Origin of the sequence: Streptomyces sp. NBC_01268 (assembly GCF_036240795.1) — a bacterium.
In the GTDB taxonomy this organism is placed as follows: domain Bacteria; phylum Actinomycetota; class Actinomycetes; order Streptomycetales; family Streptomycetaceae; genus Streptomyces.
On record NZ_CP108454.1, the window covers coordinates 630,827 to 647,455 of the forward strand.

Sequence of the window (16,629 nt, forward strand, 5' to 3'; positions counted from 1 at the left end):
GACCGATCATGTCGATCATCAACGATGCCCTCGCCGACCCCGCGCTCACCGGACCGCTCGGCTCTCCCGACGTCCGCGCACTCTCGAGACCGCTGTTCCGCGAAGGCGGCGGGGACGAGGCCACCGACACCTGGGAATCCTGGGACGCCACGCACGGGCACTGGCGGAAGCTGATCTCCACGGACCTCTTCACGCCGCGCACGGACGCCTCCCCCGAAGACCGCCGTCGGCTCTCCTACCAGCGCTTACGTGCGGTGAACGCCGAACTCTCCGCACCCGAGCGGCTGGCCGCCGACCCGCGCGGGCTCGCCGCGCTGCACGAGTGGACGGCCGTCGTCGACGGCGCGACGTCCACCGTCGCGGGGATCCACTACAACCTCTTCCTGGGCAGCCTCCTCGACGACACGGTCTCGCCGCCGCGCGATCTGCGCCCCTTCCTCTCGCTCGACCGCGTCGGCACCTTCCTCTGCACGGAACGGGCGCACGGCAACGACGTCGCCGGGCTGGAGACCGTCGCCCGATACGACCGCGAGCGCACGGAGTTCGTGCTGCACACCCCGCACGAGGGCGCGGCGAAGTTCATGCCGAACACCGGGCCGGCGGGCGGCCCGAAGACCGCCGTCGTCGCGGCCCGGCTCCTGGTCGACGCCCAGGACCACGGGGTCTTCCTGTTCCTCGTGCCGCTCCGCGACGAACGCGGCCTCCTGCCCGGCGTCCGCGTCAGCGCACTGCCCGAGCGCGTCGGCAGCCCCGTGGACCATTGCGTCACCTCCTTCGACCGGGTACGGCTCCCGCGCACGGCGCTCCTCCAGGGCGCCCACGGCCGGATGGACCCCGAGGGCCGGGTGAGCGGCGCGGTCCGCAGCCCCCGGCGGCGGATCCTGCACGCGATCGGGCGGGTCACGGTCGGCAAGCTGTGCATGAGCGCGGCGACCCTGGGCGGCGCGCGGGCGGCGCTGGCCGTGGCCGTGCGCTACGCCCACGCCCGTACGATCTCCGGCCCGGTCCTCGGCGAACGGGTCCCCCTGGCCGCGCACCGGACCCACCAGGGCCCCCTGCTGCGGGGCGTGGCCACCGCGTACGCCATGACCTTCCTGCACCGTGCCGTCCTGGAGCGATGGCTGGCGCACGAGGAGGCGGAGCGGACCGAGGCCGAGCGTCTGGTGGCCGTGGCCAAGGGCTGGATCACCTGGCAGGCGCGCGGGATCGCCGTGGAGGCCCGGGAGCGTTGCGGTGCCCGCGCGATGTTCCCGGTCAACGGTCTCGCCGAGTACCCGGCGAACATCGACGGGGCGATCACCGCGGAGGGCGACAACCTGGCGGTCTGGTGCAAGGCCGGTTCCGAGATGCTGTTCGGGCAGGAGCTCGCCCCGGCCGCCCCGCGCGCGACGGGGCGCGAACCGCTGACCGATCCGGCCTTCCTGCGCCGCCTGCTCTCCGCCGACGAGCGCCGGTGGCACGCGGGCGCGCGGGACGAGCTGCGTTCCGCACCGGGCGGCGACCCGCTCGGGCGGTGGAACGCCGCGTCCTCGTCCGCCGTGCGGATGGTCGAGGCGCACGCCCTGGGACGGGCGGCGGACGCGTTCACCGCCGCGTGTGCGGGCGTGCCGCACGCGGCCACCCGCGCGGTGCTCCGCGAGCTGTGCGCGCTGTTCCTGCTGGAACGGATCGAGCCGCGCGCCGGGCTGCTGCTCGCCGAGGGCGCCCTCACCGCCGGACAGGTCGCCGCGCTCCCTGGCGTGGTGCGCCGGCTGACCGCTCGACTCGCCCCGTACCTGACGGAGTTGACGGAGGCGTTCCTGGTGCCGGAGGAGTACCTCTCCTCGCTCCCCATGCTCACGGAGCACTGAGTGTCCACCCGAAGACGCCCGCCGAACGCCCACTCCTGACCTAGGGCCCGCACCGGACGGGACTTTCGTCCTGATCATCACGGTGGGGCATGGGGTACGGTCGAGGTGTCGCCGCGAGGTCGAGCCTTCGGACTCCCGCACCGCACGTCCTGTGCGGTGGGCGACGGTTCTGTCGGTGCGAGGCGAGGAGGTGTTCGGGATGAGTCCCGAAGGAAGTCCTTGCCGCACCCTGCCGGTCGGCTGACCCCGGCGACGTCTCGACGCCGCCCGGACGTCCGCTTTCCGGCCCGTTCCGGCATCACTCCGGCGCCCACCCGCTGCCGCGCCGTCCCGTACGTGAACTCCTCTGACGTGCCCCTCTGACGCGTGCGTCGACACATGCCGAGGCGTGTGCCGACGCGCGCACGTGCCTGTGCCCGTCAGACGTCCGCGTGCGTACCCACCCCACCCTTCCGTCGCCCGGGGGCCTCGTGCCGCCCGTGCGTCCACGACCGCTCCGTGCCTCCGGCGCCGCTTCGACGTGCCCGGAGACGCGGAGGGAGGATTCGCCATGACCATGCTCACCCCTGAGAAGCTGGCTCCGCCGGGCCGGGGCGTCCGCACCCGCCGCGAGCGCAAGGCCGCCGAGCTGGAGGCCCGGACCCGCCGCGTCGGCGAGCGGCTCGTCGAGGTCGGCGCCCGCCCGGGCGACCTCGTCCTGCGGGACCTCTCCGCCACCCGCAACGGCCTCACCCACGCCGAGGCCGCCGCCCGCCTGGAGCGCCACGGTCCGAACACCGTGGCCCAGGAGCGCGCGCCGCGCTGGTACGTCCAGCTCGCGAAGGCGTACGCGAACCCCTTCATCGCCGTGCTGGTCATCCTGGCGGCGGTCATGTTCTGGCAGGACCCGGCGGACCCCGGCGTCGTCATCCTGTCGGCGATGGTGCTGATCAGCGGGGCGCTGCGGTTCTGGCAGGAGTACCGCTCCGGCCGTGCCGCCGACGCGCTGAAGCGGCTCGTGACGACGACCACCGCCGTGCTGCGGAGGTCCGGCCGTGCCGACAGGGCGGCGCCCGTCGAGGTCGGCATGGACCAGGTCGTCCCCGGGGATCTCGTGAAGCTGGCCGCCGGTGACCTGGTCCCGGCCGATCTGCGGCTGATCGCCGCCAAGGACCTGATGGTCTCGCAGGCCGCCCTCTCGGGCGAGTCGTTGCCGGTCGCCAAGGACGACATCCGGGGCGTGGACGACGGGCAGCGAACGACGGGCGACCCCGTCGAGGCCGGCAACCTCTGCCTGATGGGCACGTCGGTGACCTCCGGAACGGCCACCGGGGTCGTCGTCGCAACCGGCTCCGCCACGTACTTCGGCTCGATGGCCGGCTCCCTCGTCGGGGAGCGGCCGCAGACCAACTTCGACACCGGGGTGCGCAGGGTCAGCTTCCTGCTGATCCGGTTCATGCTGGTGATGGTGCCGGTCGTCTTCGCGATCAACGGTCTGACGAAAGGCGACTGGGACGAGGCCTTCCTGTTCGCGATCGCGGTGGCCGTCGGTCTGACGCCCGAGATGCTGCCGATGGTCGTCTCCGCCAACCTGGCGCGCGGCGCGGTCGCCATGTCGAAGCGGAAGGTCGTCGTCAAGCGGCTCAACGCGATCCAGAACCTGGGCGCGATGGACGTGCTGTGCACGGACAAGACCGGCACGCTGACCGAGGACCGGATCGTCCTCGACCGCTACCTCGACGTCCACGGGCACGAGGACCGCGAGGTCCTGGAGTACGGCTACCTCAACGCGCACTTCCAGACGGGCCTGAACAACCTGATGGACCAGGCGGTCGTCGACCGCGTCGACGAGGCCGAGGAGGTTGTCGTCGACGCACGGTTCTCGATGGTCGACGAGATCCCCTTCGACTTCGCGCGCCGCCGCATGTCCGTCGTCCTCAACCGCAACGGCCTCCTCGGGGCGGCCGGAGAGCCCGAGCACGTCCTGGTCACCAAGGGGGCCGTCGAGGAGGTCCTCGCCCTGTGCACCCGGATGCGGGACCGCGGCGAGACCGTCGACCTGACCGCGCAACTGCGGGCGCACGTCACCCACGTGGCGGAGGAGAACAACCGGCAGGGCCTGCGCGTCCTCGCCGTGGCCACCCGTACGCTGCCGTCGCCGCGCGACAGCTACACCGTGGCCGACGAGTCGGACCTCACCCTGGTGGGCTTCCTCGCCTTCCTCGACCCGCCGAAGGCCGACGCGGCCGACGCGCTGCGGGGGCTCGCCGACAAGGGCGTCGCGGTGAAGGTGATCACCGGTGACAACGAGCTGGTGGCCGCGCGGGTCTGCGCGGACGTCGGCCTGGACGTGGGCCATGTCGTCACGGGCGCGGAGCTGGACGCCCTCGACGACGCCCGGCTGCGCGAACTGAGCTCCCGCACCACCGTGTTCGCCAAGGTCAACCCCGTACAGAAGGCCCGGATCGTGCGCGCGCTGCAGGCGGACGGGCACACGGTCGGCTTCCTCGGCGACGGCATCAACGACGCCGCCGCGCTGCGCGACGCCGACGTCGGCATCTCGGTCGACACCGCCGTCGACATCGCCAAGGAGTCCGCCGACATCATCCTCCTGGAGAAGGACCTCACCGTCCTCGAACAGGGCGTGATCCAGGGCCGCACGACCTTCGGCAACACCATCAAGTACATCAAGATGACCGCGTCGTCGAACTTCGGCAACGTCTTCTCGGTGCTCGTCGCCAGCGCGTTCATCCCGTTCCAGCCGATGCTCGCCGTCATGCTGCTCGTGCAGAACCTGGTGTACGACATCGCGCAGCTCGCCACGCCGTGGGACCGCATGGACGAGGAGTACCTGCGCAAGCCCAGGAACTGGGACGCCAAGGGCATCGGCCGGTTCATGCTCACCATCGGTCCGATCAGCTCCATCTTCGACATCGCCATGTTCCTCGTCATGTGGCACGTGTTCGCGGCCAACACCCCGGCCGAGCAGGCGCTCTTCCAGTCCGGCTGGTTCATCGAGGGACTGCTGTCCCAGACCCTGGTCGTCCACATGATCCGCACCCGCAAGATCCCGTTCGTCCAGTCCCGCGCCTCCTGGCCGGTCATGGTGATGACGGTCCTCGCGGTGCTGACCGGCCTCTACCTGCCGTTCTCGCCCCTCGCGGACGCCCTCGGCTTCGTCGCCCTGCCGGCCGCGTACTTCCCGTGGCTGATCGGCGTCCTGCTCGCCTACTGCGCCCTCACCCAGCTGGTGAAGACGCTGTACATCCGGCGCTTCGGCACCTGGCTGTAGCGCCGACCCCGGGCCCGCGTACGGGGCTCGCGTCCGGAGCCCCGGGCGCGGGCCCCGGGCGCGGGCCCGGATAGGGTCGGCGAATGGCTGATCACGAGACGTTCGACACGGCGGTCCCCGCTTGGCAGGAGTGGCAGGAGGCCCCCTGGGGCCGGCTGCGGTACGCCGTCGCCGAGGCCGACCTCGCCCGCCACCTCGACGGGGACCGCCCCCTACGGATCCTCGACCTCGGCGGCGGTGACGGCGGCGACGCGGTCCGCCTCGCCGCGCGCGGCCACCGGGTGACCGTCGTCGACTACGCGCCGGCCATGCTCGCGACGGCGACACGGCGTGCCGCCGAGGCGGGCGTGGCGGACCGGATCACGTGCGTCGAGGCCGATGTGGAGGCGCTGCCGGGGGACTTGGCGGACGGCGGCTTCGACGTGGTGCTCTGCCACGGCGTGTTGCCGTACACCGCGGACACCGAGGGAGTGCTCGGCACGGCGCTGGGCGCGGCCCGGGAGGGCGGGCTGGTGTCGGTGATCGCCATGAACCGGTACTCCGAGCCGTTGCGGACCGCGGTGCGGACCATGGACCCCGGAGCCGTGCTCGCCGCGCTGGACGCCACCGGCGTGCACACCGAGCTGTTCGACGCCGACCTCCGGCTGCACACCGCGGAGGAGGTGGGCGGCGTGCTCCGCGCGCTCGGCTGCGCGCAGGTGCACCACTACGGGATCCGGGTGTTCTGCGACTACATCCCCGACGACTCCCTCAAGTACGACCCCGACTACTACGCCCGGCTGGAACGCCTGGAGATCGAGACGGCCGGGCTCGCCCCGTACAAGCACACCGCGAGGTTGCTGCACCTGATCGGCCGGAAGGGCCGCTGAGCGAGCCTCCCCCGGGGCGTCGGCGTACCGTGGGAAGTACCTCTCGGATCGCTCGCACCAACTCCGGCGCTCTCGGGCGTGCGCACGCGCAGAGGGGAAGAGGCTCATGACCACGCTTCCGGGTTACCGAAGCAACCGGATCGTCGAGTTGATGCGGGAGCCCGCCGCGAGCCGGGGGCCGGACTGGCTCCAGGAATCGCTCCAGCAGGCCGTACTGCTCGAACTCGCCACGCTGCCGCCGTACTTGTGCGCCATGTGGTCGATCCAGGACGAGAGCGACGAGGTGGCCGGCATGCTGGAGCGGGTCGTCTTCGACGAGATGTCCCACCTGGGCCTCGCCGGGAACCTGCTCACCACCATCGGCGGCACCCCCCAACTGGCGCACCCGAGTACGGTCCCGGAGTACCCCGGGCCGCTGCCCGGCGGTGTGCGGCCCAGGCTCGTCGTGTCGCTCAGCGGCCTGTCGAGGGAGAGCGCCGAGCTCTTCTCCCGGATCGAGGAGCCCGACGAACCGCTGGCGAGGGACACCTCGCCGGACACGTCCATCGGCGCGTTCTACACGGCGATCCTCGACGCGTTCCGCCTGCACGCGGACCTGATCACGGGGCAGCGGCAGCTCGTCCGCCAGATGGCCGCCCACGGAGCGGGCAACGACATCGTGGCGATCGGCTCGTTGAACGCCGCCGAGAAGGCCATCGGTGTGATCAAGGAGCAGGGCGAGGGCACGACCGCGTCACCGGAGAACCCGCATCCCGAAGCCGCCGGGGAACTCGCCCACTACTACGTCTTCCGGGAGATCTACCGCGGCCGCAAGCTGGTCAGGGTCTCCGAGAACCCGCCCCGCTGGGACTTCACCGGCGACCCGGTCCCCCTGCCCGCCACCCGTCACATGGCGACCGTCCCGCCCGGCGGCTGGGCGGCCTCGGGCGCCATCGTCCCCGACAGCGACGCCCAGCAGCGCCTCACCGCCGGCAACCTCGCGTACAGCCGCCTCCTGAGCCTCCTGGAGAAGGCCTGGAAGGCCGAGGACAGCACCACCGCCCGCCAGCTCCTCGGCAAGGCGGTCGCCGCGATGTTCGGCCTCAAGGAACCGGCCCAGTGGCTCATGGACCACCCGTTGCCCGACGGCAGCGGCCGGACCTACGGTCCCGAGTTCCGTTACGTGGAGACGCCGGAGCCGTAGCCCCGGCCCCGTGACCTGCGCCCCTGCCCGGAGACCCGCGCGAAGGGCGGCCCAGCCGTCGAGGTACGCGTCGCGGCGTCGTCGTCCCGCATCGCGCGATTGCACCACCGGGGGCGGAGCGACCGCACCCGAGGTTCGGCCGACGGGAGCGCGGGAGAGGCGTCAGTCCTGCTGCGACTTGGCGGCCTTCTCGGCCTTCTCGGCGCGCATCTCCTTGATGCGGACGGTCTCCTTGCGGACCTCGGACTGGGTGGCGCGCTCCTTCTGGAGCCACTCCGGGTTCTCGTCCTTGAGGGCCTCGATCTGCTCGGTGGTCAGGGCGTCCGTGACACCGCCGCGGGCGAGGCCGGAGATGGAGATGCCCAGCTTGGCGGCCACGACGGGGCGCGGGTGCGGACCGGTGCGGCGCAGCTCGATGAGCCACTCCGGCGGGTCGGTCTGGAGGGCGCTGAGCTCGGCGCGGGATACGACGCCCTCGCGGAAGTCGGCGGGGGTGGCGTCGAGGTACACACCCAGCTTCTTCGCCGCGGTGGCGGGCTTCATCGTCTGGGCGGTCTGGTGCTGCGTCATGGTGACAAGAATATCGGTCGGGTGCGCCGCCGCCGACCACGGCCGGTAATCTGGCCAGGTGACAGGCTCGGACGTATCCCACACCCCCGCTCGCCCCGCTCCCACCGCCCCCGCGGCCCCGTCCTTCCGGCTGGCGTACGTGCCGGGCGTGACGCCGTCGAAGTGGGTGGGGATCTGGAAGGAGCGCCTGCCCGACGTGCCGCTGGAGCTCCTGCAGGTGGAGGCGGCCGAGGTGGCCGGGCTGCTGCGCGAGCGGAAGGCCGACGCGGGTTTCGTGCGGCTGCCCGTCGACCGTACGGACCTGAGCGCGATCCCCCTCTACATCGAGACGACGGTCGTCGTGGTCCCCAAGGACCACGCGCTGGCCGCGGCGGACGAGCTGGGCGTCGAGGACCTCGCCGACGAGATCCTGCTGCACCCGCAGGACGACACGCTCGACTGGGAGCGGCCGCCCGGCCGTCCGGCGTTCGAGCGGCCGGCGACCACGGCGGACGCGATCGAGCTGGTGGCCGCGGGGATCGGGCTGCTGGCCGTGCCGCAGTCGCTGGCGCGGCTCCACCACCGCAAGGACCTCACGTACCGGACGCTGAACGGCACCCCGCAGTCGCAGGTCGCGCTGTCGTGGCCGGAGGAGGCCACCACCGACCTGGTGGAGGACTTCATCGGGATCGTGCGCGGCCGGACCGTGAACAGCTCGCGCGGCCGGCGGCCCGACGAGAAGGCCCAGAAGGCCGCCACCGCGGCGAAGCCCAAGCAGGGGCAGAAGCAGGGGCAGCGGCAGGGCGGCCAGAAGCAGGGGCAGAAGCCTCAGGGCGCGGGCGGCCGGCGCAAGGCGGCCGGGGGCGCGGCTCCCAAGAGCGGGCGCTCCGGGAAGCCGCGCCGGCGGTCCTGACCGCCGCGGGCGCCGGTGTCAGACGGCGGACCAGCCGCCGTCCACGGGAAGTACCGCGCCGTTGATGTTGCGGGCCGCGTCGGAGGCGAGGAAGACGATCGCCGCCGCCTGGGTCTCGGCCTCGGCGGGCTGCCCGACGTTGCCCATGTAGGCGCCGAGGGCCTGCGGTCCGGCGGCCTCCGGGTCGATGTCGAGGCGGATGTTGGTGATCGTCCCGCCGGGGGCGACGGCGTTGCTGCGGATCCCCCGATGGCGGTAGGTCACGGCGAGCGACTTGGTGAGGCCGACGATGCCGTGCTTGGCGGCGGTGTAGGCGGCGCCGGCGGCGGAACCGCGCAGCGCCGCCTCGGAGGCGGTGAAGACGACGGCGCCGCGGCCCGCGTCGAGCATGTGCGGCAGGACGGCCCTGGTCAGCAGGAACGGCGCCGTGAGGTTGATCCGCAGCAGCCGCTCCCACTCGGCGTCGGTCACGTCGGCGACCGCGGACATGCTGTCCATGATCCCGGCGTTGTTGACGAGCACGTCGATCGTGCCGCTGGTGCCGTCGGGGCCGTCGGCCGCGAGGGCGGTCGCGACCAGGCGGTCGACGACCGTCTGGTCGCTCAGGTCGCCGACGACCGCGACGGCGGTCCGGCCGGTCTCCTGGATCCGGGCGGTGACCTCGGCGGCGGACTCGGCGTTCAGGTCGGCGACGAGGACCCGGGCGCCGCGTTCGGCGAAGGCGAGGGCGGTGGCGCGGCCGATGCCGGAGCCGGCGCCGGCGCCGGTGACGACGACGGTGCGGCCGGTGAAGTCCTGGGCGGGCGGGGCCGTGGGCAGGGTCATGGGGGTGTTCTCTCCGTTCGTGGTGGCCGGGCCGGTCAGGCCGCGGTCCCGGCCGCCGGGGCGGGCTGCGGCTCCGTGGCGGGCGCGGTGAGCGGGCGTACGGGGATGAGGGCGGCGACGGCCGCGGCGGCGAGGGCGACGCCTCCACCGATCAGCAGGGCCACGCGGAAGCCGGTCTCGGAGGGCAGGGCGTGGCCGCCGAGGTCGATGGTGAGCTGGGCGAGGACGACGCCGATGACGGCGGCCGACACGGAGCTGCCGATGGAGCGCATGAGGGTGTTGAAGCTGTTGGCGGACGCCGTCTCGGCCTGGGGCACGGCTCCCATGATGAGGGCGGGCATCGCGCCGTAGGCGAGGCCGACGCCCGTGTTGCAGACGAGGGTGACGACGAGCAGGCCCCAGGTGCTGCCCATGAGGAGCAGTGAGGAGAGGTAGCCGACGGCGATGACGAGGCTGCCGACGGCGAGGGTGACCTTGGGGCCGCGGGCGGCCGACAGCTTGGCACCGAGGGGCGACAGCGCCATCATCATCAGGCCCGCCGGGGCCATCCACAATCCCATGGCCATCATCGACTGGCCGAGACCGTAACCGGTCGCCTCGGGCAACTGCAGGAGCTGCGGGATCACGAGCGACTGCGCGTACATGGAGAAGCCGACCAGGACCGAGGCGGCGTTGGTCATGAGGACCTGCGGCCGGGCGGTGACGCGCAGGTCGACGAGCGGCTCGCGGGTCCGCAGCTCCCACCACACCCAGGCGCACAGCACGACGGCCGCGGCGGCGAACAGACCGAGCGTGGTGGCGCTCCCCCAGCCCCAGACGGAGCCCTTCGACACGGCGAGGAGCAGGGCGACGAGTCCTCCGCCGAGCCCGAGGGCGCCGAGGACGTCGAAGCGGCCAGCGACGGGGGCGATCCGGCCGGCCGGGGCGACCAGCCAGACGAGGACGCCGACCAGCAGGCTGAGCCCGGCGGCGACCCAGAACAGCACCCGCCAGCTGGCGTGCTCGGCGACGGCAGCGGAGAACGGCAGGCCGAGGGCGCCGCCGACGCCCATGGAGGCGCTCATCAGGGCGATCGAGGAGCCCAGCTTCTCGATCGGCAGGATGTCGCGCAGCAGGCTGATGCCGAGCGGCACGACGCCCATGCCCAGGCCCTGGAGTCCGCGGCCGACGACCATCGGGGCGACCGAGCCGGCCAGCGTGCAGACGACCGAGCCCGCGACGAGCGGGACGGTGGAGGCGAGGAGCAGGCGCCGCTTGCCGTACATGTCACCGAGGCGTCCGGCGACGGGGGTGGCGACGGCCGAGGCGAGCAGGGTCGCGGTGATCACCCAGGAGGCGTTGGACGCACTGGTGTGGAGCAGCTCGGGAAGGTCGCCGATGAGGGGGACGACGAGCGTCTGCATGAGCGCGGCGACGATGCCGGCCAGCGCGAGCACACCGACGATGCCGCCGGTGCCTCCGGAGCGGGCGGCTGGGGTGGGGGTGGGCATGGGCTCTCCTCGATCGGCACGCGGCGGGGTGGGCGGACACCCCACCCCTCAGGTGTGCAAAGTACACACGATGTGCATGATGCACAACCGATGCAAGCTGCATATGCTGCCCTCATGAACGCGATGGACCCGACGGAGCCGAAGGACCCCATGGACAAGCCCACGCACCTGATCGAGTTCGAGACCATGCTCCTCGGACGCCACTCCCACCTGTACGCCCCCCGCTCGCGGGCGGCCGGCGTCCAGCTGGACCGCAGCGCGTACGTGCTGCTCAGCCGGATCCGCATGGTCGGCCCCATGTCGATCAGCCAGCTGACCGAGGCGTTCGGCCTGGACGCCTCCACGCTCAACCGGCAGACGGCGGCGATGCTCCGGGCCGGCGTCGTCGAACGCATCCCCGACCCGGACGGCGGCATCGCCCGCAAGTTCCGCATCACGGAGGAGGGCGAGCGCCGCCTCGACGCCGACCGCACCTTCAACCTCCAGGGCCTGGCCCGGGTCCTGGAGCACTGGACCCCGCAGGAGGTCGCCGACTTCGCCGCAGCCCTCCAGCGCTTCAACCGCGACATCGAACGCCTCGACGGGCGGCCCTGGCCCCGGCCCTGACGGGTTTCGGCCACTCCTGGCCGATGCGCCCAACTCCCGTACAGCGTGGTGGAGCCGCCCCTAGGATGTCGCCTCCGCACATACCGCCACCGGGGGAACGATGTTCGAGAAAGCCCAGTCCAGCGCCGATGCCACGGACGCCGCCCTGGACACCCTCCCCTTCCTCGTCTCGATCGACGACCGGGACACCGCGCCCGAGCCCGCGGGCGCCGGCGACAAGGGCATCTTCGGCCGACGCGGCGGCCACGAGGAGCGCGACGGGGACGGGGGGCGCACGGGCGTCCGGGACATCCCGGTGTCCGTGCTCCGGGACAACCTCCAGCGCGCGGTGAACAGCCTCCAGGACGTCCTGGGCACCCTCGACGTCCCCGAGAACGGCATGCCCCTGCGTCAGGCGCAGGTCTCCTTCGAGGTCACCGCGAGCGGCGGGATCGCGTTCGTGGGCACCTCCGCGCAGGTCGCCGCCAAGGGCGCGATCACGCTCACCTTCGGCGGCTGACCGGCCGACGACCATGAGCCGACCGTCCTACCGGGCCCTGCTGATCGGTGTGCCGTCCTACAAGGACGCCCTCATCCCCGACCTGCCGTTCATCGAGGACGACCTGACCGAGCTGTCCGGCGCGCTGGAGCGCGTCGGCTACGACGTCGAGGTGCACGACGCGGACCAGACCGGGCGGGACGACATCGAGTCGGCGGTCGAGATCTTCTTCCAGGAGGCCAAGCCCGACCAGACCCTGCTCGTCTTCGTCAGCGGCCACGGCATCCACCACGCGGACACCGACTACCTGATCCCGCGCGGGGCCCTGACCCGCATGCACGACTTCCCGGCCAAGTGCGTCCCGATCGACTTCGGTCCGTACGCCGAGCGGAGCGAGGCCGGCGACATCGTGGTGTTCGTCGACGCCTGCCGCGAGGGCATCGACCTGCGCGAGAAGGGCGTCGGCAACACGCGGAACTGGTCCGACGTGCGCGTCCGACGGGTCGGCGACCGCCACTACTGCCACGTGTACGCCTGCTCCAAGGGCGAGACCGCGAGCTACGCGACCGCGGGCCAGAGCACGTTCAGCCTCTTCTCGCGTGCCCTGAGCACACTGATCGTCGACACGACCGGCCCCAGTACCCTCGGGGAGCTCCAGGAACGGCTGCAGCCCGCCCTCGACCAGCTCACCTCCGAACACGACCGGCACCGCCAGCGGGTCCGGGTGCAGACCGAGACGGACATCGACGCGTTCGTCCTCTTCCCCCGGCCCGACCGTGCCGCGCCGCTCGCGCCCGGCGAATCGCCCTGGGCCGCCCTGGCCAGGGAGCACCCCGTCTGGCAGCAGGTCGAGGGCGGCCCCGGCGCGGACGTCCTCCAGGAAGCCACCGCGCGCCTCGCCCACCACCTGCACGCCACCTCGACGGCGGACCGGGACCGGCTGAAGGGCGACCCCTGGTCGGTGCCCGGCTTCGCCGAGCGCATGACGGAACGCGTGGCCTGGCTCCTGTCGAAGGTCGTCGACCCCAAACGGCTCCTCCTCTCCCCCGCCGAGGCGGCCCTCCTCGTGGCGGTGCCCTTCCTCTACGCCGCCTACGGCAGCCGCTCGGCCGCGGACGCCCTGGACGTCCTGCCCCTGCGCCTGGACCGTTTCCCCGACCCCTCCCCCGCCCGGGCCGCGTACGAGGACCACATCGCCAACCACTCGCGGCTGACCCGCCGGGCGGCACGGGCCGCGGCCGGTGACCCGGCGGGCGCCGCGGGGATCGCCTGGTGGCTCTTCCACCGCTGGCTCGACCGCCGCCCGCCGACGCTCCGGGGCGACGTCCTCACCGAACTGACCGCACCGCTCCGGACCCCCTGCGCACCCACCGCGCCCATCGAGCGGCTGGTGTCGGAGGTCTTCGAACCGGCAGGGCTGATGGCCCTGATCCGGGGGCTCCGCGCCGTACCGGACATCGCGGCCAAGCGTCTCGTGCGCCCGATCGCCGGTTCGTCCGACGTCGAGCAACGCGTGCGCGAGCAGCTCGTCTTCGCCCTCCTCACGGTCGCCCACCGGTCGGCCATCGACCCCCTCATGCTGGGGGACGTCGTCGTCGACCACGTCGGCATCAGCTACGCGGTGGACCTGGCCGGCATGCACAACACCCTCGACAAGGCGGGCTGGGACCCGCACGGCCGCACCCGCGTCCTGCGCGCCACCTGCGAGCACCCCGCCGTCGGACTCGCGCTCCAGCAGCAGGCCGCCTCCCTGGACGGCGTACTCGGCACGATCGACGTCCTGGCCTCCACCGAGCCACAGCTCGACGCCCTGTACGGTCTTCCGGCGCACGCCACCGCCGACCAGGTCCTCGCCGCCCTCACCCCCGAGGGCAAGCGCGTGTACGAGTCCACCGACCTGCGCTTCCGGCTCGCCGACGACCGCGTGCAGGAACTCCTGATGGGCGAGGAACTGTACGGCGATCCCGCCCTCGCCATCCGCGAGCTCTACCAGAACGCCCTGGACGCCTGCCGCTACCGGGACGCGCGCACCGCATACCTCCGGGCGACCTCCCCCGGCTACGCGACCGGGTGGACCGGCTCCATCGCCTTCGTCCAGGGCGTCGAGGACGGCCGCGCCTACATCGAGTGCGTCGACGACGGCGTGGGCATGGGAGAGCGCGAACTCCGCGAGGTGTTCTCGCACGCGGGCATGCGCTTCGCGGACCTTCCCGAGTACGTCGACGAGCTGGCCAGGTGGCGCTCCCAGGGCATCGACATGCATCCCAACAGCCGGTTCGGCATCGGCGTGCTGAGCTACTTCATGATCGCCGACGACATCCAGGTCACCACGTGCCGCCTCGACCGCGAAGGCCACCCCGGCCGACGCCTCCGCGTCGACATCGCGGGCCCGGGTGCGCTCTTCCACATCCAGGACCTCGGCCGGGGCCACGAGGCCGGCACGACGGTCCGGCTCTACCTGCGCGACCCGGCGAACGCGCCCTCGGCGAAGGAGCTGCTGCGGCGGCTGCTGTGGGTGTCGGACTTCGGGGTCCGGGCGGAGGACGTGCGGGAGGGGCCGGACGGGGACGCGCTGGTGTGGCTGCCGGGGAAGCTGTCGGAGGCGGCGCCGCTGGGGACCACCGACCCCTTCGGGGGCACTGCGGTGCGCGATCACGACGCGGCCGTGGTGGAGACGTCGGCCCGCGGCGTGTGGTGGTGCGGCTCGATGGGGGCGGTGCTCGCCGACGGGCTGTGGTGCGGGGAGCCGTATTTCGGGGCGGTGGTCAGTCTGGCGGGGGAGAAGGCACCGTCGCTGACGGTGGACCGGAAACGGTGTCTCTCGTTCGAGGTGGAGCACGTGCGCGGCGTGCTCACCGAGCAGATCCCGTCGCTCCTGGACGCGGAGGGGGCCGTCCTCTCGCCGGAATGGCTGACACGCCTGATGCGTCACACATCGGCGAAACTGGCCGAGGCCGTCCTGGCACAGGCCATCGCCGCCGACCATCAGCCATGGGGCGTGCACGGGCACGTCGGCGCGGTGGCCGCCGTCGGCTGCTTCGCGCCGGACTCGTCCCTCTTCGCCCCCCATGCGACGAACCCGTGGCCCACCCCCCAACGCATCGAGGACCACCCCCGGCTCACGGAGTGGCGCATTCTGGCGTGGGCCAAGGCGGGCGCCTATCCCGGCGTCACCGTGACGGCCCCTGACAGGGTGACGGTCGCCCGGCCCATCGATCACTCACTCCTGGATCCCTCTCGGTGGCCGTCCCGAGCCGACTCTCTGATCAACTTCAGCATCGTCAGTCTCTACAGCGACCTGCGCATCATGCAGAGCGTGCTCGCGGCTGCCCGTGATCACGGCCTCCCGCAGGCTGCGGCAGCTCAGCGCCTGCGGGAGCTCGGGTACCACCTCGCCCCGGCCCTCACCCCGCCCGAGAACGCCTCGGCCGATGACATCCATCTGCTGGCCACGCTGGACGAGGTGCTGGAGGATCCCTTCAGGGCAGAGCAGGCGATCCCTCCCTCCGCGCTCGTCGACGTCGCCCGCAGGCTCGGGTGTACGCCAGGGGACGCGGCGGAACGGCTCGCGTCGTTCGGGATCCGTCCTCCTTCCTGGTTCCGCATGCCGGACTCGTTCGAGCAGGACGACATCGCAGTGATCGGCCGATGCGGGACCACTCCGTCCGTCTCCTTGGCCGGAGTGATCCAGGCCGCCCGGACCGCGGGCAGACGACCGGGTGAACTCGTCGGGAGGTTCGAGGCCCTGGGCTGCCACCTGCCACGCGTCTCGGTCGACATCGACACGGTCGACGATGTCGATCTGCGCCTGATGAGCAGCGATCTGGACGGCGCGGCCCCCTGGCTCGCCGTCGGGACGCCCGTACCGTGGGGACACGTACTCCTCGCCGCCGAGCGCCTCGTACGGCGTCCGGAGGCGATCGCCGAGCGACTGACGGAGCTCGGATTCGAGTGCCGGGTGCCGCTCGGCCCGACGGTCCGGGAACGGCGTTCCCAGGATCTGCTGATCCTGAGCGAACACGGCGACAGCTCGCGCCCCTGGGTGGACGCGAAGGAAGTCTCCGTGCCCCAGGCCATCCTGGCGGCGACACGCGCCGGCTTGACGGTGGACGAGGTCGTCGCGCGATGGGCGGACCTCGGCGTCCCCGTGACCGAGGGCCTCACCGCCCCGTTTCCGACGTACCCCGACGATCTCCTTCTGCTCAGTCGCGACCTGGATCGCAAGGCCCCCTGGCTGAGCACCGGACAACCCGTTCCCCTGGGGCACGTGCTCACCGCCTCGACCATGGCGGGGCGGCCTTCTCACGATGTGCGGGATCGCCTCGCGGCACTGGGACACCATCTGCCGTCCGCGACACCCCTGCCCGAGGAGGGTCGTCTCACCGATGCCCTGCTGGTGTCGATGCCCCACCGCACCGTCCGCGCCTGGCTCACCCCCGGCCGGCCCGTCCCCCTCGGCCACATCGTCCACGCCGCTTCGACCACCGGCCTCACACCCCCCGAAGTGGCCGCCCGCCTCGCCGAACTCGGCTACACCCTCCCCTCCGGCATCGCCTTCGACCCGGTGCCGGCGCCTCGGGCGGGCGGGTAGCTCC

Annotated in this window: 11 protein-coding genes; 8 read left to right on the forward strand and 3 right to left on the reverse strand. The window is 72.5% G+C overall.

The genetic code is table 11. The annotated features are described in order from the left end of the window. Window positions 1-8 precede the first annotated feature (8 nt). The 4 genes from OG309_RS02690 (at window position 9) to OG309_RS02705 (ending at window position 7,173) form a co-directional block, all read left to right on the forward strand. Window positions 9-1,850, forward strand: coding sequence for an acyl-CoA dehydrogenase family protein (locus OG309_RS02690; protein WP_329418030.1), 1,842 nt, complete (start codon window positions 9-11; stop codon window positions 1,848-1,850). 550 nt (window positions 1,851-2,400) lie between these two features. Continuing rightward, a complete protein-coding gene (gene mgtA / locus OG309_RS02695) occupies window positions 2,401-5,121 on the forward strand; it encodes a magnesium-translocating P-type ATPase (protein ID WP_329418032.1) in 2,721 nt (906 codons plus the stop codon). An 83-nt stretch (window positions 5,122-5,204) separates the two neighbouring features. Then, window positions 5,205-5,990: a methyltransferase domain-containing protein gene (locus OG309_RS02700; protein ID WP_329418034.1), complete on the forward strand. Its 786-nt coding sequence runs from the start codon at window positions 5,205-5,207 to the stop codon at window positions 5,988-5,990. Between the two features lie 106 nt (window positions 5,991-6,096). Continuing rightward, window positions 6,097-7,173 carry a ferritin-like domain-containing protein gene (locus tag OG309_RS02705; RefSeq protein ID WP_329418036.1) on the forward strand — a complete coding sequence of 359 codons (1,077 nt, stop codon included), beginning with the start codon at window positions 6,097-6,099 and terminating at the stop codon, window positions 7,171-7,173. A 162-nt stretch (window positions 7,174-7,335) separates the two neighbouring features. Here OG309_RS02705 and OG309_RS02710 read toward each other — a convergent pair whose 3' ends face one another. Beyond that, the gene (locus tag OG309_RS02710; protein WP_329418038.1) at window positions 7,336-7,743 is read right to left on the reverse strand and encodes a DUF5997 family protein; all 408 of its coding nucleotides are present in this window, start codon (window positions 7,741-7,743) and stop codon (window positions 7,336-7,338) included. Window positions 7,744-7,801: 58 nt separating this feature from the next. On the opposite strand from OG309_RS02710, the gene OG309_RS02715 reads away from it, so the two are divergent. After that, on the forward strand, window positions 7,802-8,635 hold the full coding sequence (locus tag OG309_RS02715; protein WP_329418039.1) for a LysR family substrate-binding domain-containing protein: 834 nt from the start codon (window positions 7,802-7,804) through the stop codon (window positions 8,633-8,635). Between the two features lie 18 nt (window positions 8,636-8,653). Here OG309_RS02715 and OG309_RS02720 read toward each other — a convergent pair whose 3' ends face one another. Next, on the reverse strand, window positions 8,654-9,460 hold the full coding sequence (locus OG309_RS02720; protein ID WP_329418041.1) for an SDR family NAD(P)-dependent oxidoreductase: 807 nt from the start codon (window positions 9,458-9,460) through the stop codon (window positions 8,654-8,656). Window positions 9,461-9,495: 35 nt separating this feature from the next. Next, window positions 9,496-10,950 carry an MFS transporter gene (locus tag OG309_RS02725; protein WP_329418043.1) on the reverse strand — a complete coding sequence of 485 codons (1,455 nt, stop codon included), beginning with the start codon at window positions 10,948-10,950 and terminating at the stop codon, window positions 9,496-9,498. Window positions 10,951-11,100: 150 nt separating this feature from the next. Between OG309_RS02725 and OG309_RS02730 the strand changes: the two genes are divergently transcribed. The 3 genes from OG309_RS02730 (at window position 11,101) to OG309_RS02740 (ending at window position 16,625) form a co-directional block, all read left to right on the forward strand. Continuing rightward, the gene (locus tag OG309_RS02730; protein ID WP_329428094.1) at window positions 11,101-11,556 is read left to right on the forward strand and encodes a MarR family winged helix-turn-helix transcriptional regulator; all 456 of its coding nucleotides are present in this window, start codon (window positions 11,101-11,103) and stop codon (window positions 11,554-11,556) included. Window positions 11,557-11,656: 100 nt separating this feature from the next. Further along, window positions 11,657-12,055 (forward strand): Pepco domain-containing protein, encoded by a 399-nt coding sequence (locus OG309_RS02735; protein WP_329418046.1) that lies wholly within the window; start codon window positions 11,657-11,659, stop codon window positions 12,053-12,055. Between the two features lie 13 nt (window positions 12,056-12,068). After that, window positions 12,069-16,625 (forward strand): wHTH domain-containing protein, encoded by a 4,557-nt coding sequence (locus OG309_RS02740; protein WP_329418048.1) that lies wholly within the window; start codon window positions 12,069-12,071, stop codon window positions 16,623-16,625. Window positions 16,626-16,629 lie beyond the last annotated feature (4 nt).